Below are 18249 nucleotides of genomic sequence, written 5' to 3'. Positions count from 1 at the left end.
GGATCGGACTTGGCTATGCTATGCTTTCCTTTTCTTACTGCCAAAAATCGGTGAATTGTCCGCCGGTTTAGCTGCAAACGGGAAATGGGAACACTCGCTGTACGGTTACTCTCTGCTGGGGTTTCTCCTTTACTACTTGCTGGAAGCCAGCCGCGACGTGGGGGCCGATAACAGGTTGTCGCTTGGCTTGGACACAGTGGCACTCGGAACCTATAACTGCTTGCTTGCCATTACAGTCATGCAAACCACAGGAACATCGCCTGAGCTGTACGCGATTGGAACGTTGGCCTATTCACTGCATTTGTTTGGGGTAAATATTTATCTCTATAAGACCCACCCCGGGCATATGTCTGGATGGCTACGCGCATACTTTGTCGCGTCGCTTGCAGTCGGCATATTGATCGGTCTCAGCGCGGACAAAAGTAGCATGATCTATTCAATTGCGAATGGGTTGACAGGGGGTGTGATAATAGCCCTGTCTCTTCGGGTTAAACTACCCAGCCTTTCGGCAGTGAATACAAAGGCTCTTTTGATTGGTGTGGTGTTTGCTGCGGTCGCTGTCGTCTTAACCCGGTACTGACCCGACGACGCTAAACGTAATATTTGGCTTGTCTTTAAAGAGCGACAAGGAGAAGGCTTGGTTATGCCAAAACGCTGGCAAAGCTGAGCTATTTGGCTCTGCGTTATAGGTTAACGCGCTTTAAAATTCATTTGCTCAAAGTCTCTGCAATTAATTTCATCGCAACCATCGAGTCCAGGTACATAGGTGTGTTCTGAACTTCTGGCTGGCTTGATAGCCTCACCATAACCACATTGGCTTCCTGGTTCACGTACGATAGCTGCCCATAGACACCGATACCGTAAAACGCACCATTTTCCCTATCTTTGACCCAGACTTGGTTACGGTAGTGGAAGCCTTCAAACACCTCTGCATATGCACTTTTCTCATAAGCTGCAATCACATCGTCATTTGTTTGAATAGTGTCAGCTATCCAATCTGAAGGGATAACTTGAGTGTCGTTAACCTTACCGTTGTCCAGCATCATTTTGCCAAATCGTAATAGGTCACGAGAGCTAGTGAATAACCCGCCACTGGTTTGAACAATCCTTTTTGGGCCCCAGTTCGCTATATGCAGGGTCCTTAGCACCGATGTCCTGCCACAATTCGGCCAGTACATCTAAATAGCTCTCACCGGTCGCCGACTCGATAACCATACCAAGTAGTGCAGATAGCACTGAACGGTAACTATATACTTCACCGTCTTCTACTAAGTTCTCGCGGTCACTCAGAGAAATCATATACTCTTTAACGCCTGACTCAGTGTCACAAATTTCAACTTTTTCAGAGAGGTCCTGACCAAAGGCACAGAACAGATCACCGGCATCGTCTAAGTAACCACTAGAAGCATCTTTCCAATCAACAGCAGCGGTCATATCAAGTAGATGTCTAACCGTTGTATTTTTGAATGCTGGGCCATCCAACTCAGGCAGGTATTCAGTGATCAATTTTTTTGGATCTAATTTCCCCGCCTCAACCGCCAACCCTGCTGCCATACCCAACACTGTCTTGGTGATAGAGTGAATGCGGTAGGACGTATCCGCTCTCATGCCATTGAAATACTTTTCAGCGACGAGTTTACCATCGTGATAAATCAAAAAACTATCGGTATGCGTTTGATGCAACCAATCTCTGATATTTTGTTCTTCATTATTGCTAGCCAAAAAAAACTAAGTTCTCAAGCTCAGTTGGGTATGGGGCTTTTTCAAGAGTACGTACCCAATCTGACGGTGGAACTCGTGCTAATTCTCCAAAAACATTTGTCCCTTCAAATATCCATGGGCTTCTATCTACAGATTCAACGGTTTCATCCCAGAATGAACCAGCCTCTGCGCTTGCTGGTTCGGTAGGAGAAGTACGTGCCGCACCAGAGCCCAAAAGAGCTATAGCAATAGCGGATGTCACTAACAGCTTTTTAGCATTTCTTTTCATTTTAGGGGATCTCCGCAGGATTAGGTAATGTCTAAGCAATCCAGCCATGCTTCAGCTCTGGTGTCTAGCTTCTTGTGCCTGGGCCGCGGGGCGGTCAGACGACTGCGACTAGTCTTCTGGTAGGACAGCATAGTAGTCGCAAGCGCCGGTTGGCTGATACAAGTGCGCTAGTCGCCTCATGCAATGCCCGCTTCGTCCGCATCTCGGAGGATGTAAAGCTCGTAATGAAGGTTCGCTTCGCGAACAGACCGGTCATCATCAACCGTTGAGCCTAAGGAGGCTTTGTCCGCTCACCGCCATTAGCCGTCTGGTTTCCAACGTCCGGTGTCGGGTAGCTGAAAAGGGGAATTTGCAGCCATCCGCATTTTTGCTCCAAAGGACCGCAGTCAGCCCAAAGCGGAAGTTCACTCGTCTAAGGCGAAACAAGTGGTTTTGGACGATTTTGCATTAGCCTAATCCCAAGTAACAGAGATAAACAACCAAACGCCAATCCCCCTGCGAGGGCATTTGCAATGAAAACACCACCAAATAGGGATATCGCTGTTCTTCCTGCCTGCTCGATAGATGTGCCCGCTACGATAGATACCCAGTCTTGCAGGTATAATGCGAACAGGACCGAGAACCCCACGGGTGAAATGATGAGCGCTGTACCGAGAGAGGCCAATCCTCGCCCGAAGACAGCCCGCAGTGTTGACCCTTTCAAAACTATTGCGGCTGTGAAAGCAAAAACAACAAATGCAGAGAGCAGGACTAGCAACATGTCCACAATTGGAGCGAGGTCTTTCGTGACCGTCCCTGCTAGGGCCGAGGTGAAGGGCAATAGAACAAAGGTAGCAAGCCCTGCGGCAAGGTGCCCGGCGAACAATTTTGGTAACTTGCCAGACGAGCGTTTGTCGCTCCGGTTTTTTGGCTTAGGTGGTTTGGGCAGATCCGGATCAATCTGATCCCACCGCACGGATATTGGTTTTGGACGAGAAAGCATAACAGCCCCCTTGGTTTGTTAAATTTGAGACGACCTAGCCAGCCGCTTGTTCTTGGGAATTTGGTAGGCCGGAACGGAGTTTCTTTCGGCGCTTGGACTAATATTTGCGTGATCTAGACATGCCGACGCGCGAACATTGGTGTCCTTGCCATCTCAAGTGATGAACATCCTGATTACGTAAGCGACAGTCGCTAGGCAAAAGACGCTGCCGAACCAGATCGCGCTGAACCAGAATACTTGCTTTAGCAGTTTCAATGGTAGCTCTCCTCTGGATCGGCCTTTCCGCGGAAAACCCAGTACGTGTAGGCGGTATAGGCCAGGATTATGGGCAACAGAACGACGGCCCCGACCAGAGCGAAGGCCAAGCTCTTATCCGGCGCGGCGGCTTCGGCAATCGTGAGGCTTGGGGGTAGCATATAGGGATAGAAGCTGATCCCAATGCCGATGAAGCAGACGACGAATAAGGCAATGGCGCAGAAGAAGGGTTGATAGTCTCGCTGTTCCCTCAGGCCGCGATCAAGCATCCATGCAATAACAGCAACGATAGCTGGCACTAGTACAGAGAAAACGATACCGGGCCACGAAAACCATCTGATCAGATAGACCGGATCTTGGAACGGGGTCAAAAGACTGATGAGGCCAATCAACGCGAGCGTCATTAGCATCAGCGGGCGGGTAAAAGAACGCATCTGGCGCTGTATCTCGCCCTTGGTTTTCATGTTGAGCCAGGTTGCTCCTAGCAAGGCATACCCGATCACCAAGGCCACACCCGTCGTGACAGAGAACGGCGTCAGCCAATCCCATTGTCCGCCTGCGTACAGCCGATCCTCGACCGGGATACCCTGGACCAGCGCGCCAAGCGCGATGCCTTGGCAGAGGGCGGCTACGGTTGACCCACTGTGAAACGCAACATCCCATAGCCATCGCCCGCGCTCCGTTCGCCACCGGTGTTCGAAGGCGACACCGCGGAAAACAAGCGCAAGAAGCATGATGATGACGGGCATGTAGATCGCGGGCATCACCACAGAATAAGCAAGCGGGAAAACGGCGAACAAACCTCCGCCCCCCATGACCAGCCAGGTCTCGTTACCGTCCCATACAGGCGTGACAGAGTTCATCATGACATCGCGATCTTTGTCGGATTTCGCGAATGGAAAGAGGATTCCAATTCCAAGATCGAAACCGTCCAGGATCACATAAGTCAGAACGGAAAAGGCAATGATACCGGCCCAGATTGTCGAGAGTTCAAGCATTACGCTGTCTCCGCCAAAATAGAGATTTCAATGGGTTTGTGACTTTTCTGGAAACCTTCGACAGGTGGTTTCCCCATCAGGCGCAGCATGTAGAACGTGCCCGCTCCGAACACCGCGAAATACACAAAGATGAAGGCAATCAGAGACGCGGCAACTGTAGGTGCATCCACTTGTGAGAGTGAGTCCGATGTCCGCATCAGCCCATACACAGTGTACGGTTGGCGCCCGACTTCGGTGGTGATCCAACCGGCCAGTACCGCCACGAACCCGCTGGGCGCCAACAGAACGGATGTCCGGTGCAGCCAGCGATCGTCGTTGAGGCGGCCGCGAACCCGCTGAACAAGCGACCACAAGCCGATGCCCAGCATGGCAAAGCCGATAGCGAGCATAATGCGGAAGCTGTAGAACACAATCGCGACCGGGGGTTCTTCGTCGTCGGGGATAGTGTCCAGCCCTTCAAGCGGCGCGTTGGGATCATGTTTCAGGATCAGCGAAGATAGTTTCGGGATTTCGATGGCATAGTCCACGCGCTTTTTATCCTCGTTCGGAATGCCGAACAGGATAAGCGGTGCACCTTCGGGATGGCTGTCGAAGTGACCTTCCATCGCCATCACTTTCTGCGGTTGATGCTCCAGCGTGTTCAAACCATGAAGGTCGCCGGCAACGATCTGCACAGGGGTGACCAAAACGGCCATCCACATTGCCATCGAGAACATTCGAGTGACCTCGACCGTGCGATTGCGGCGTAACAAGTGCCAGGCCGCAACCCCGGCCACCACGAAAGCAGTGGTAAGGTAAGCGGCAAGAACCATGTGTGTCAGGCGGTAGGGGAAGGACGGATTGAAGACAATCGACCACCAGTCGACGGGAATGAACTGCCCCAGTTCGTTGATGTCAAACCCAGCCGGGGTTTGCATCCAGGAATTGACTGACAATATCCACGTTGCCGAAATCAGCGTGCCAACGGCGACCATCGCCGTGGCCGTCATGTGTAAACCGCGACCGACGCGTTCGCGACCGAAAAGCATTATGCCGAGGAAGCCTGCCTCAAGGAAAAAGGCCGTCATGACTTCATAGGCCATCAAGGGGCCGATTACGGGACCAGCGGTGTCCGAGAATGCGCTCCAGTTCGTGCCGAATTGGTAAGACATCACGATGCCGGACACGACACCCATCGCGAAGCCAACGGCGAATATCTTTTTCCAGTAGTTGAAGAGGTTCAGGTAGACCTTGTCTTTTCGCCATAGCCAGAGGCCATTGAGAACAGCCAAGAAGCTTGCCAAGCCGATAGAAAAGGCCGGGAAGATGATGTGAAACGACACGGTAAAGGCAAACTGGATGCGTGCCAGGGTTTCTGCGTCGAAGTTTGCGAATAGGTTCATTGCCGCTTCCTTAGGCATTGGGTTCCAAAGAGCGGCAGTGAACAGAAGTGTTTCGGTTGCCAACTCGTCGATGTCATTCAGATGAGTTGGATTTGGGTTGGTAGCTGTTTCAGTTCGTTTGGGTTCTGGACGGTTGTTTTTGGGTTTTGGACAAAACCCGGTTCGAGATGGGCGACTGAAATTTGAAACCGAGAACGCCGCGAACGTGTGGCGTTCGAAGGCCCAAAACAAAGTTGCCACCCGGCTCGATTACGAGCTGGATGGCAACCTCTCAGAAACTGTGCGAGTTCTGTGTGGGATGGTCAGTCAAACAGCGTCTGGATGCTAACAGCGCATGCTGACCGGTCAGGTTTGTTCGGCGGTATTTCTCCTTTTTTTTGTTTCGCTGGCGGTCGTGTCTTAGTCGTTCCAGTCTTTGTGTTCTTCTTTAAAGTCGTCGCGACGTTCTTGGGCTTCGTCTTGCGCGTCTTCAAAATTGTCCTTTTGGATCGCACCTCCTACGGCTCCGACCGCAGCACCAGCGGCCGCGCCACCTACGATGCTTTCGCCAGCGATACCGGCGACAGTGGCACCGACAACCGCGCCTTTGATCGCTTTGTCGGTGACGTAGTCAGCATGAGCAGTAGCAGCCATGGTGATCAGAAGTGCGCCTGAGATCGGGGCGATAAAGAATTTCTTCGAGGTCTTCATAGGGTTCATCCTTGTTCTGGGTTAGCAACCACCGCGGCTGCTGTGTGCCATTGAACTAGGTGACCCGTTGGTCTGCTTTCTTTTGGAGACGGGACAAGGTTTTGTGGATCTTGGACATCTGAGCGCTTTCTGGATTGCATGGACCAGAAAAAGCTACCGGCCCGTTTTACGGAACCTTGCCGGCGTTTCACCTGTCCACCGTTTGAACGCCACTGAGAAAGCAGCCTGATCGGCGAAACCGAGCATAAAGGCCACGCGGGCGACGCCCTCGCCGCTACGAAGCATCCGCTTGGACAGGTCGCACAACACCCCTTCCAGTAGTGCCTTGAAACTTGTTCCTTCAGCCGACAGATGCCGGGTCATGGTACGCCGCGTCAGTCCAAGCTCTCCGGCTATATCGTCGCCGTTTGGTATCGGTCCGGGAAGACGCTCCCCGAGCATGTCCACAATGCGGTCGGACAGACTGCGGACTGCATCAGGCTGAGCCTTCAATTGCTCTTCTCCGTGCCTGCGTAAATGCCCTAATAAGGTGGGATCTGCCGTTGGTATCCGAAAACTCATGCCGTTTGAGGGTAGAGCCAGGGCGTATCCGGACTTGAAGCCTAAGACTTCACATCTCGCCAAATCGGCCAGTAGCCGGCAGTGCTCGGCATCGTCCGTTTCCAACTCAATCGAGATCGGGGCAAGGCCGCCAGAGGTGATTTGTTGCACTCGCTTGTAAAGGCCGAAAATCAGCATTTCGCGATGGCGAGGATATTGATGCGCCGGGATAACACTGCTCTCCAGAGTTATCTTTGGCTCGTTGGGCGCCCCGACCACGTCAAGACGCAAGTCAGGGTCTTGCATTGCATAAAAGCGCTGCGTCAATACCAGCGCGTCTTCCACCGTTTCGGCAGCCCGCACGATGTAAGCCAGAAGTGTTCCGGGACCTTGTGCCGAAAGCCCGACCCGAGCGGCGAAGGTCTTGTCTTCCAAAATACGACACGCGGTTTCCACAGCGCCTGCTTCATGTAGCAGCTCGACAGTGGCGTCGGGGCTGTCGACGATATCAGAGGGTGCTCCCGCCATTTCCAGGACTTCAGGAAACGGAACCCGCGCGCCGGGCTCTTGCGAATAACGCAGCCCTACATTTTGCAGTCTATAAGCGCTGATGCGTGGCACTTTTGCGTCCTCCCCTGACTTGCACGCAACCTCCTGCAGTCACTGCAATTGTCCAGAAGCCAATAACAAATGTCCAGAACCCTCAGGATCGCGGATGCGATGACGGTTAGGTCCGGGTCATCAGAAAGGAAACGACCATGATCTACTTCGCAAGGTACTACCGCGTACTGAAGGCAATCCAAAACTCCGCCAAACAAGAGTGGTCCGGGGGGAACATCCACGGTCTGCGCTCATTGGCGCTTGGCGAAAAAACAGCGGACGGACGTCGCTGGGATCCCCCCTATGTCCCGCAGGAACAGCCCTCAGAACCATCTCAAAATCAGACCGAGAACTGAATTTCCACAGACACCTAAAATCTTCACACGCAGCACGGCTGCGAAACAAAAGGACCTGAAAAATGAAACCACCCGCGTTCCTGATGGCACCTATACTTGGCGTCATCTCAACTCCTGCCTTCGCTGCTGGCGGCGATCCGAGATGGTGGGTCGCGCCCAATCAGACCGACACCTATGCTTGGGTTGGTCTGGTTGTTCTCTTTCTGGCGATCCTACTCGTCGTGCACCTCTATGCGCGCTTTGAACGCTATACCGAGCGCAAATCAATCGGCACTCCGCTGCGCACAACTATTCCGGTGATGCTTACCATAGCCTTGGCGTACGAATTGATGCCCGCGCTCAGCCACTTCAGCATTCTGCTGCCAGGCGCGCTGATCCTGACTGCAATCGCCCGCGACTTCATGTTGTGGTGGCGGCCTTCGACAGAGGAGCTGGTAAAATGATTGAACTGCTCGTCACATCTTTTCCGTTTGTCCTGCGGGTAATCTACCTAAAATGGCGCGGGATTCCAGTCACCCTATACAACGTTCACCGAGCGCTCTTCATGTGGTTCGTACTAGCACTGATCGTCTTCTTTGCCGTGTTCTACTACTACCCAAAATCTTACACAGGTCTTGTGCCATTCAGAACTGTTCCGGTCGTTGCTGAGAACGGTGGAACAGTAACAGATATCTACGTAAAGGGCGGTGATCGTGTAGAACCGGGCGATCCGCTGTTTGCAGTCGAGAATGCGTCGGAACAAGCTGCAGTAGATTTTGCAACCCGTAAAGTTGAGGAGATAGAAAGCGCGAAACTGGCAGCTGAATTGCAGGTCCAAACTGCTCAGGCCGTAGTGGATGCCGCAGTTACCGCCAGAGAACAGGCTGAGCTGGTGCTGATGGATCACGAGGCACTTCAAGCAAAGGGCTCTGCAGCATTTCAAGTGAGCCAGTTGGAACGCGCCCAGGCAACCTTGAGTACTCGGGAAGCAGAGGTAGAGGCTGCTGAAACCCAACTTGGCGTGGCACAAGTCCAAGCTAGTGCTGTTCTGCCTGCCCAACTTGCATCGGCGCGCGCGTCGTTGAAGCAGGCTCAGGTGGAACTGTCAAAGACATTGACGCTCAGCTCTGTCGACGGTGTCGTTGAACAGGTCACCCTAAATGTCGGATCACGCGCAGCGCAAGCCGCGATGAGCCCGGCTATGCTGATCGTACCCGACCGCAAGGATGCTGAGCGAGGACGTATCGTCGCTGGCTTTTCGCAGGTTTCTCGCACTGAATTGTACGAAGGTATGGCGGCGGAAGTGGCGTGCGAAAGTAACTTCAACATCTCGATGCGCAATACCGTTCTTCCTGCAAGGATCGTACGTATTCAGGAGCAGATTTCTTCCGGTCAGCTAGCGCCTAGCGGTCGCCTGATCGAGCCGAGCGAAAAGGCCAAACGGGGTCAGATCGTTGTGCATCTTGATCTGGTGCACCCAGAACACCGCGAACTTTTGGTTCCAGGTAGTGGTTGCATTGTACAATCCTACACCACCAATTTTGAAGGCGAAATGGAAGGAACACTTGTCGCCCACGGGATTCAGGCCATGGGTATCATCAAAGCCGTCGGTCTACGGGTCAAAGCTTGGTTCGGTCTGACATCGGGTATCGGCTTGATCGGTGGTGGTCACGCCTGACTTTCCAACTCCATCCACTTTCAATAAGTGCGGCTTCCAACAAATGTTGGGAGCCGTTTCGACAATTTGCAGACAGATCGCATGTCAAATAAATGCGAGTTATGTGACGGCTTTCTGCCACACGGCGAACGATTTGACTGTCCGCTCAGGTGATCTTATGCAGGAAAATTACAACCACTTACAGTAGCCCGGAATGTCCGTTTTGTCCGCGTTACGGTGTTTCCAATCAAGCCTGGCGTCTGGCTGGTTCGCGCCACCAAACGACGTTGCCGACAGGGCTATGTCATGCTAGCTGAGATCAAGCCCTGATTGTTTTCCACTTAACCGCACCCAACACGGATTTCTCCGTGCCTGCTGTTGTGCGGATTGAAAGGAAAACGAATGAAACGACCAAAGTTACCGCCAATCCAAGGCAGACGTTTTGACGCCGAGATGCGCCAAGATACGGCATTTAATTTGACCGAGCATGCTTCCAAGGGGCCGACTTGGCTTAGACATTGAGGAAGAATTTCCTTTGTTGTTCTGACAGAGGAGCTTTTCGAACAAGTTTGGCCTGACCATCGGCGCGCTTGGAGCGTGGATGATATGCCAATTCGCCATGAGCAAATGTTGCTCGAAGCGCTTGAGGCTTCGCTATCTCAAGACAATGAAGAATAGAACGTTAAAAGCGTGAGGGCAGGGGGGTCAGAGGTGCTGTAAAACCTGGTCACCTGAAGGAGTTCAGAAAAATTGTTCAATCGCCCTTGCGACAGTTTGCAACCAAGAGAAAACAACATTTCGCTTAGCAGACGTGCACAATAAGAAATGTTATCAGTTATGAGCAAAAATTTTGGCAGAGAACGATGGCTAAGATTGGCGATAGCCTCACTAGAGGTGCAAAAGAAGCACTGGAAGTTGCAAAGGGTGAACTCGACCCTGCTGGGGCATCTGTGCCTAGTGAAAAGACCGATAACGCCGCAGATGCTTCCGATAGACCAGCTATCGCCAAGTGCCTTCACGGGATCCCCACAATGCTTGAATCTTCAATTCTATGAAGCCGAACCGACAGGAAACAGCGTCTACTTTTCCTCGCGTGAATGCCCTTCAATCTTGTTTTTCACAATTGTTGGGTCGTAAGCATTCTGCGACCCAAGCGGTGCATCGAGCGCGCGAAATATAGTCATCCGAGACACACCCAAATCGTGTGCGATCTGGGCCTTTGATAACCCGCTAGCCGCAAGAGATCGAATTTGTGCGTCATCTACTTGTTTTCGTCTGCTACGATAAACACCTCTTTCCTTGGCGGCATCAATACCTGCTCTCTGTCTGTCGCGGATGAATTTCAGTTCCATATCAGCGACCATGCCGAGCACTGTTACCACCATTCAACCAAGATCACCGGCTGTACTCACTTCCGGTTCAAGAACCCGCAGGGAAGCGCCTTTGGCATCCAGTTCATGCACCAGTTTCAGAACATCCTTCGTAGTCCGACCAAGGCGATCAAGTCGGTGAACAACCAGTTCATCACCTACGCGTAATAACTCGAAGATTGTTCCTAATTCCGTGCGCCCGTCACGCGATACACCTGACCCTGTTTCTGACCGGACGATCTCGCACTCAGCTTTCTTCAATGCTGCCGTTTGAATGTCGAGATCTTGGCTCGTGGTGCTGACTCTGGCATATCCGATGCGGGGCATTTGGTATCTATCACATTAGGGTAGGGGGGATGTTCAATCTGTCACATAGTTGAATTGACCACCCTAATGGGACGGTGGATCGCGTCACATTTAGATGTCATTTTGTGGTGCACCCAATTGTTACATGGAGATGTGTGATCCACCGAAAGTGAACGCAGCATTCTGACACGGCAGGATGTTTGATTTTTCATAGTCGCCAACTCCTCGCAGATCGTGCGTAGACGTCAGAGAGTTCTGTTGGTGACAGTTTGTTCAGGTGGCTCTTGTCAAACACAACCACATCGTTGGATAGAAATTGGTCAATGTTCATCCGGTCCCTGGCTTCGAGGATGAACGAATGTTCAACCGCCAGTGTTGCCAGCAAGCCTCCTGTTTCGATATGCGCGGCTAATTCCCGCTGTAACGCCTGAAAGCTCAACGTATGGCCGCCATTGTCGGTAACAATGAAAATAACGCGGACGATGAAATCGCATAATTGATCTTATGTTAAATATAATGATGTAAGTATTCACCTGTACGTTTCGAACATAACTACTAGAAACCAGCAAGGTTGACCCACGCGAATTCATCTACCATCCTATTTGCGTATAGTTTGTTATATTGTGCGAACCCGCACGTTTGTTTTGGCAAGGTCGATGAAATGACCGATAATTCACAAAAGACCTACGTGCATGACACGCATCGTTTGCGCGACCCCGAGCACACCTTAAGAATTGTGCAACCATTTCTTCGGGAAATGGGCATAACTCGGATCGCAAATCTGACCGGCCTGGATAGGATTGGTTTACCGACTGTTATGGTCGCTCGTCCCAATTCCCGATCTGTTGCGGTGTCACTTGGTAAGGGGCTGTCGCTGCAGGCAGCGCAAGCTTCAGGCGTTATGGAAGCGATCGAATCCTGGCATGCCGAACGTGTGCGACTTCCGCAACGGCTTGCCAGATTTACCGATTTGGCTGATGACGCGACCGTTGTGGAGGTGGAGCGATTGCCTAAGGTCACTGGCGCGCAATTTGATCCCAACGGCAACATGTTATGGGTCGAAGGCTGGGATTTGAAAAGCCAACACACCTGCTGGGTTCCGCTTGAGATGGTGGACACTGACTACACCACGCCTCCACTCGCTGGACAACGCGCCTTTCCCAGAACAACGAATGGTTTGGCTTCGGGCAACAATGTCGCCGAAGCGAGTTGTCATGCGATTTGCGAATTGATTGAGCGCGATGCAACGACGCTGTGGTCTCATCAATCCAAGACCGTGCGTATTGATCCCGGTACTGTCGATGATCAGCGATGTCGGGCGGCCATTGAAAAAATCACCGCCGCAAATCTGGAGATCGGGCTGTGGAACACCACGTCGGATATCGGAATTGCCAGTTTTCGCTGCGTGATCTGCGAGGCCGGCGGGCAGACTGGGCACATCGGCATCGGCGACGGGTGCCATCTGGATCGAGCAATCGCGTTGCTGCGCGCGGTGACAGAGGCTGCTCAGACCCGGCTAACCTATATCTCAGGCGCCCGCGATGATCTGGATCCGGCAGAATTCACTGATCAGGCGCAAACGGATCGGTGTAGATATGTGCGGGATCTGATCGATCGCGCCCCTCCGACAGGGAATTTTCAGGACTGCCCGACGCATTCAACCAAGAAATTCGAGGATGACCTGGCTTTGCTGTTAATCAGGTTAGAGGCCGTCGGGGTTTCTCAGGTGGTGATCGTGGACTTGTCTCGGCCTGAATATGATCTATCGGTTGTTCGGGCGGTCATACCGGGCTTGGAAGCGCCGCACGACGACGCGGATTACGTACCGGGCCTAAGAGCGCTGCAGATCAGGCAGGAAACCGCATGAACGTTGTCGTATTTGTGGGCCCTACCCTGCCAGCACACGAAGTTGCCGCACAGTTGAATGCTGCGATCCTGCCCCCTGTTCAGCAGGGTGATGTCTATCGCGCAGCCAAGGATCACCCGCACGCAATTGGGATCATAGATGGGTTCTTCGAAGGTGTGCCCTCGGTCTGGCACAAGGAAATCTTGTGGGCGATGGAACAAGGGATACCGGTCTTTGGCAGCGCCAGCATGGGCGCCCTGCGTGCCGCTGAACTTGCCGATTTTGGAATGATCGGTGTTGGCGGGATCTTTGAGGACTACCTTAGCGGCGTTTTGCAGGATGACGATGAGGTCGCGGTTCTGCACAGTCCGGCAGAGCTGGGGTTTCAACCGCTTAGTACACCGATGGTATCTATCCGAGCCACAGTCAAACAGGCGCAGGCTCAGGGGATTTTACCTTCTGAAAGCGTCGCCACTATCCTAGAGCATGCGAAATCCAGACACTATCGGCACCGTATCTGGCAAAACATCGGCAAAGAGTTAAACGACCTACCCGGAATAGCGGCCTTTTTGGATTGGCTACCCGACGGCCAAATTGATGCGAAAGCAGATGACGCCCGCGCGATGCTGGCCCTTATGGCGGATTGCCTGTCGCAGGGCACCCTACCCCCAAGTCCCGTAACGCGGACCGAACCAACATTGGTGTGGAAACAGTTGCGCAACCGCATCGACACCAACGAGGCAAAGAACCACGCGGTGATCGACGAGTTGAGGTTGGACCCGGAACTTTACGCCGAATTGCGCAACCGCGCAGTGCTGAGCGTGATGGCACAGGAAGAAGCCGCCGAACAGGATCGGCATCCTGATCGTGACGCCCTGATCCGGCAGATGACGGACCATAGGGCCAAAGCTGGATTGTCTCAAAAAGCGCATTTGATGGAATGGCTGGCCGCCAATGATCTGAACCTTGCGGAATACGAGGACATATTGACGGATGCCGCTCGGATTGATGCGACGGTCGCCGCGCGTTTGACCCAGTTGGATGGGCCATTGCTGGCTGAACTGAAACGAACCGGAAAGTATGCCGATCTACGGGAACGGGCGGCCGCCAAGGAAAAAGCTGCGATTGTGAATGGGCACCTCTCGGGCGCGGATCGTCTGCGTATGGTCGTTTGGTATTTTGAAACGCGCCTTGACCAGGACGTGCCGGATAACCTGGACAGCTACGCAACCTCGCTTGGCCTATCCGGGCGCGCGGAACTGGGTGAATTGATCGAAGCAGAGTTTTTGTTTTGCCACAGGAGTTCCTGTGCGGAGGTTCCAAATAGCAAAGTGACTTCCACCCGGCACGAGGGGTCGATTGATGAACACACATGAGACTGCAAGCGTCGAAGAACCCGGCACACGGTTCCTGCTGTATCCGCAATCGCCTTTTCTGGAACCTGGCGCGCAACCGGAGCTTGTCGAAATTTCGGCTCCGCAAGGCAGCATTGGGCCAGGGCCTTCCGGTCCGCGCATGTACACCGTCAACCCTGTTGGAAAAACCACACCTTACGGTGCCATCGTTCCAGGTCCGAATGGACCGGGTATGTATCTGCCGCCGTGGGACGGGTACATTCAGCCGCCCGCAATGCCCGATGAGTTCGGGAATTTCTTTCATATTGCCCCATCCGACCCCGCATTTGAGGCGGCGCATTTGTTCGGGTCGGCCCATTTTACAATGGATGTTTGGCAAGGGTATTTCGACCGGCCGATCCCATGGCATTTCGCGCGCGATTTCAACCGGCTGGAGTTGTCCCTGCTACCCAGTCTGGATAACGCACATATTGGCTGGGGGTTTCTGGAAACAGGCGGCACGCACGAACATGGAGATGAGTACCGGCCATACAGCCTGAACTTTGACGTTGTCTCCCATGAAATTGGACATGCCATTATTTATAGCGTCATTGGTATGCCGTCAGATGGGGATGCGTCGGGCGAATATTATGGGTTTCACGAGTCAGCTGCCGATATGGTCGCCCTTCTTGCGTCGCTACATTTTGGTTCTGTAGTTGACGCTCTGTTAAAAAACACGCGGGGCAACCTTTACACATTCAATCGTCTGAACCGGTTTGCAGAACTCGGGGAAAACGCGCAAATCCGAATTGCCGCCAACACACGGTCCATGTCAGAGTTTGCGGCCGGATGGACCAGCGAACACGATCTTTCCGAACCGTTGACCGGAGCGATGTTCGACGTTTTCGTAGACATTTATCACGAACGCCTGCTGCTGCATGGCCTGATCTCACCCGAAGAAGAACATCTGTCCGATCAGTTGGAAGACTCTCCGGATTACAGCGAGGTTATGCAGGGTGTTTTCGATGCCCGTTATGCCGAAAACCCCGATGGTTTCCGGATCGCTTTGCTTGAGGCGCGCGATTTTCTGGGAACCTATCTGGCCGACACATGGGAGCGACTGGATGCGGATATGCTCAGCTATTTCGGTGTTGAAAAGGCCCTGCTGGCGGTCGACCAGGAAATCACTGGCGGTGCGTTTCGCAACATCATCGAAGGCAACTTCCGCATGCGAGATATTGGTCTGATGTCTGCCGGTCCGCGTCTTCCCGATCCCGAAGAAGACAGCCACTCGGCCTCGGTTCGCACGCAGGTGCCGGAATGACCTGTAAAATCCTTTATTTTTAAGCGGTTTTATGGCATGCAATCGGAAGAAGTTTATTGGAACGCATTTGCTCGAACATTTTTCGAGCTTATTTTGAGGGGGAGATGAGGGTTTTGGCTTCGTCGATCCCATAATTGGGAGAGAGAGATATGCCTGAATCCTTGCTCAGTTTTTCAGAAGTGTTGATATATGGCCGTGAGCTCGAAGATTTACAGTACAAACGTATTCCATCTGAAGGAAAGGGCGCCAACAAGCATCTCGACAATCAATTTGGGGTGGAAAATGGGGAAAAAGATCTAAACGGTCCTCGGTTCGCCAAGATTTATGGCTTTGCCTTTGAGGGTACTTATTACGATTTGCCGGAGCCGGTGATTTTTTTGGTCCATGGTAAAGGCGGTCTGGTCGCTAATCCCAATGAGCCCGCGGACAACGCATCCAGAGCACCGAAGGAACCGGGCATCGGCGGCGTCGCAGCAGCAGATTATCAGGTCGCCGACGGTATTCGCTTCTGGAAGTATGACAAATCTGACCAGACCATGCGTATGGACGTGATGACCGGCCAGTTCGAACAAGTCCTGCTGGACATCTATTTCGGCTTTGACAGCCCGGCTATCAGCGGTGCCAAAGTCAGCGGCGCGAAAGTAAGTGGGGCCAAGGTCAGCGGTGCCAAAGTCAGTGGCGCGAAGGTGAGCGGTGCCAAAGTCAGCGGCGCAAAGGTACGCGGCGGCGACTAAGCCCGGTTTGCAGAAAAATATTCAGAGGCACCCGAAATTGGGTGCCCCTTTGCTTTTCAGAACCCGGCTTTTTTCAGACCTTCCACAAAGTGCTGCGTGTCTTCCTCTAGCCGATCCGGTTGAACTGTTGTCCACCGGGCCAGCGAAAAGTTCGGATGCGCCTCGCGATGTTTTTCCCGGATCAGACGGGCCATGTCCGTTTGACCAAGCTGCGCATAGCTCGCGGCCAGCATACGCTGCCCTTCAGTCGGATTGTTCATCTTGTTGACCGTCTCAATAACATCCTCATAGCGTCTGAGGTTGTAATATGCTCCTCCCAGGTGCCAAAGGTACTGATCCGGGAAATAGGGATTTAGACGCATTGCCTGCTGAAGATGCGTTATGGCCGTCTCGTTATCGCCCGAATGGGCCAGAGCATCAGCAAAGTCAGAGTGCATATCTGCGTCATTTGGGTTTAACGCCAGCGCCCTCTGATAGGATTGGATGGCTGCGTCATGCTCTTTGCGGTAAAGATGCACATAGCCCAATTCGCCGAAACCACGCGCGTCGGTCGGGTCCAGCTCAATCGCGCGCTGTGCCAACATCAGCGCCTTTTCCAGCGATTGTGACGGCTCTTCGGCCCAGGAATAACGCCAGTCGATATTTAGAGTTCGCGACAGCGCTGCTGCAGCACGGGCATACCCCTCGTCCCGCTCAAGGGCTGATTGATAGAAATTCTGTGCCTTGCGGTTGTCGTTTCGGGTGTATTTGAAGATGTGGTGCTGACCTTGCAGGACCGAACCATAGGCCTCAAGATCGTTTGGAACTGCCTGAATCATGCGCTGCTTTTCATGCGACTCGATCATCACCGCAGTGGCCGCCACAATGCACTCAGTGACCTCATCAAGAATGTCGAAAATATCGTCAATCTTGCGATCGAACCGTTCGCCCCAGATCGTGCGCTCGGTGTTGGCATCAATCAACTCGGCGGAAATCCTGATCCGACTGGCTGACCGACGTACACTGCCGCGCGCGACATAACGGACATTCAGTTTTTGCGCCGCCTCTTTCGGAGGCATCGACTGTGTCCTGAAGAAAAATGACGAGTTCCGGGCGATGATAAAAAGGTTCCGGAATTTGGACAGATTCATGATGATGTCGTCTGTCAGACCTTCGGCGATCCAGCTGTCGGACTCATCGCCGCCAGAGCTGCTGAAGGGCAGAACGGCCACCGACGGCGTATCCGGCCGTTCGAATATGTCGCCTTTCAGGTCGGGGCGCATCGTGCCGGCCATGGTCGCGCCGGCCACTTCGCTGCGGACGCAGTAGGTCGAGACAGGATTCATGATGTTCTTGAGCTGTTTTGGCCCCAGAAACTCGTACCCAAAGCGCAGGCGATTGCACACCTGATCATACACGGCAGAGCTGACATAGACCCGTTCAGGCTCGGCTATTTCTTGCAACCGGGCCGCGATATTGACGTTGTCACCATGAATGCCACGCTCGTCTATCAGTATCTCGCCAAGGTGAATCCCGGCCCGGAACTTGATTCGCTGATCCTGCGCGCGGGTCTTATTCTGATCGCTTGCAATTTGATGCAATTCGACCCCGAATTCCACTGCGCTGGTGGCAGTTTCGAACAGGGCCAAAATCCCGTCCCCACGTACCTCAACCACTCGGCCGTTGTACTTTGCGCACGATGCCTCAAGCAAAGAAATCAATGCTTTCAATTCGTTATAGGTATCCAGCTCATTCTCGCTCATGAGCCGGGAGTATCCTACGACATCGGCGAACAATACTGCGCCAAGCCGTTGAGTAATTGGAATGTCAGAAATTGTCGTACTCACAAGTGTTACTCTTTTTTCGGATTCATAGCGGACCCGTAACCAACATATATCAAAAAACGTTTTTGACGACCGAAGCAGTT

The 18249-nt window shown here is 53.0% G+C and carries 20 protein-coding genes; 8 read left to right on the top strand and 12 right to left on the bottom strand.

Annotated features, from left to right (window positions below):
- Positions 1-580: hypothetical protein (locus tag AC2FJF_RS20535; protein ID WP_496726968.1), on the top strand; the 580-nt coding region annotated here is incomplete at its 5' end.
- Between the two features lie 127 nt (positions 581-707).
- Here the strand turns inward: AC2FJF_RS20535 and AC2FJF_RS20530 are convergent.
- The 9 genes from AC2FJF_RS20530 to AC2FJF_RS20490 form a co-directional block, all read right to left on the bottom strand.
- Positions 708-1043, bottom strand: coding sequence for a hypothetical protein (locus AC2FJF_RS20530; RefSeq protein ID WP_496726967.1), 336 nt, complete (start codon positions 1041-1043; stop codon positions 708-710).
- Positions 1044-1074: 31 nt separating this feature from the next.
- On the bottom strand, positions 1075-1722 hold the full coding sequence (locus AC2FJF_RS20525) for a serine hydrolase domain-containing protein (protein ID WP_496726966.1): 648 nt from the start codon (positions 1720-1722) through the stop codon (positions 1075-1077).
- Positions 1715-1990, bottom strand: coding sequence for a hypothetical protein (locus AC2FJF_RS20520; RefSeq protein WP_496726965.1), 276 nt, complete (start codon positions 1988-1990; stop codon positions 1715-1717). Before AC2FJF_RS20520 ends, AC2FJF_RS20525 begins: the two co-directional genes overlap by 8 nt.
- Positions 1991-2402: 412 nt before the next feature.
- Positions 2403-2972, bottom strand: coding sequence for a hypothetical protein (locus AC2FJF_RS20515; protein WP_496726964.1), 570 nt, complete (start codon positions 2970-2972; stop codon positions 2403-2405).
- A gap of 153 nt (positions 2973-3125) precedes the next feature.
- A complete protein-coding gene (locus AC2FJF_RS20510) occupies positions 3126-3227 on the bottom strand; it encodes a DUF2474 family protein (RefSeq protein WP_496726963.1) in 102 nt (33 codons plus the stop codon).
- Positions 3224-4225 (bottom strand): cytochrome d ubiquinol oxidase subunit II, encoded by a 1002-nt coding sequence (gene cydB, locus AC2FJF_RS20505; protein WP_496726962.1) that lies wholly within the window; start codon positions 4223-4225, stop codon positions 3224-3226. Before cydB ends, AC2FJF_RS20510 begins: the two co-directional genes overlap by 4 nt.
- Entirely contained in the window at positions 4225-5607 is a 1383-nt protein-coding gene (locus AC2FJF_RS20500; RefSeq protein ID WP_496726961.1) for a cytochrome ubiquinol oxidase subunit I, read from the bottom strand. The genes cydB and AC2FJF_RS20500 overlap by 1 nt, the downstream gene beginning before the upstream one ends.
- Positions 5608-6006: 399 nt before the next feature.
- A complete protein-coding gene (locus tag AC2FJF_RS20495; RefSeq protein ID WP_496718691.1) occupies positions 6007-6297 on the bottom strand; it encodes a hypothetical protein in 291 nt (96 codons plus the stop codon).
- A gap of 153 nt (positions 6298-6450) precedes the next feature.
- Positions 6451-7458, bottom strand: coding sequence for a helix-turn-helix domain-containing protein (locus AC2FJF_RS20490; RefSeq protein WP_496726960.1), 1008 nt, complete (start codon positions 7456-7458; stop codon positions 6451-6453).
- A gap of 137 nt (positions 7459-7595) precedes the next feature.
- On the opposite strand from AC2FJF_RS20490, the gene AC2FJF_RS20485 reads away from it, so the two are divergent.
- From AC2FJF_RS20485 to AC2FJF_RS20475, 3 genes are all read left to right on the top strand, one after another.
- The gene (locus tag AC2FJF_RS20485; protein WP_496726959.1) at positions 7596-7793 is read left to right on the top strand and encodes a hypothetical protein; all 198 of its coding nucleotides are present in this window, start codon (positions 7596-7598) and stop codon (positions 7791-7793) included.
- Positions 7794-7855: 62 nt separating this feature from the next.
- A complete protein-coding gene (locus tag AC2FJF_RS20480; RefSeq protein WP_496726958.1) occupies positions 7856-8236 on the top strand; it encodes a hypothetical protein in 381 nt (126 codons plus the stop codon).
- Positions 8233-9450, top strand: coding sequence for an HlyD family secretion protein (locus AC2FJF_RS20475; protein WP_496726957.1), 1218 nt, complete (start codon positions 8233-8235; stop codon positions 9448-9450). Before AC2FJF_RS20480 ends, AC2FJF_RS20475 begins: the two co-directional genes overlap by 4 nt.
- A 1058-nt stretch (positions 9451-10508) precedes the next feature.
- Here the strand turns inward: AC2FJF_RS20475 and AC2FJF_RS20470 are convergent.
- A complete protein-coding gene (locus AC2FJF_RS20470; RefSeq protein ID WP_496726956.1) occupies positions 10509-10814 on the bottom strand; it encodes a helix-turn-helix domain-containing protein in 306 nt (101 codons plus the stop codon).
- A complete protein-coding gene (locus AC2FJF_RS20465) occupies positions 10815-11126 on the bottom strand; it encodes a recombinase family protein (protein WP_496726955.1) in 312 nt (103 codons plus the stop codon).
- 640 nt (positions 11127-11766) lie between these two features.
- On the opposite strand from AC2FJF_RS20465, the gene AC2FJF_RS20460 reads away from it, so the two are divergent.
- The 4 genes from AC2FJF_RS20460 to AC2FJF_RS20445 all read left to right on the top strand — a co-directional run bounded on the left by AC2FJF_RS20460 (position 11767) and on the right by AC2FJF_RS20445 (position 16343).
- Entirely contained in the window at positions 11767-12972 is a 1206-nt protein-coding gene (locus AC2FJF_RS20460) for a YcaO-like family protein (RefSeq protein WP_496726954.1), read from the top strand.
- The gene (locus tag AC2FJF_RS20455; protein WP_496726953.1) at positions 12969-14327 is read left to right on the top strand and encodes a TfuA-like protein; all 1359 of its coding nucleotides are present in this window, start codon (positions 12969-12971) and stop codon (positions 14325-14327) included. The genes AC2FJF_RS20460 and AC2FJF_RS20455 overlap by 4 nt, the downstream gene beginning before the upstream one ends.
- On the top strand, positions 14314-15609 hold the full coding sequence (locus tag AC2FJF_RS20450) for a gluzincin family metallopeptidase (RefSeq protein WP_496726952.1): 1296 nt from the start codon (positions 14314-14316) through the stop codon (positions 15607-15609). Before AC2FJF_RS20455 ends, AC2FJF_RS20450 begins: the two co-directional genes overlap by 14 nt.
- Before the next feature lie 149 nt (positions 15610-15758).
- Complete coding sequence (locus tag AC2FJF_RS20445) at positions 15759-16343, top strand: hypothetical protein (protein ID WP_496726951.1); 585 nt, start codon at positions 15759-15761, stop codon at positions 16341-16343.
- A 56-nt stretch (positions 16344-16399) separates the two neighbouring features.
- On the opposite strand, the gene AC2FJF_RS20440 is transcribed toward AC2FJF_RS20445, so the two are convergent.
- Entirely contained in the window at positions 16400-18169 is a 1770-nt protein-coding gene (locus tag AC2FJF_RS20440) for an adenylate/guanylate cyclase domain-containing protein (RefSeq protein ID WP_496726950.1), read from the bottom strand.
- Positions 18170-18249 lie beyond the last annotated feature (80 nt).

It is taken from the genome of Ruegeria sp. CDSB013 (assembly GCF_059611165.1).
This window is presented reverse-complemented; position numbering and strand designations above follow the sequence as displayed.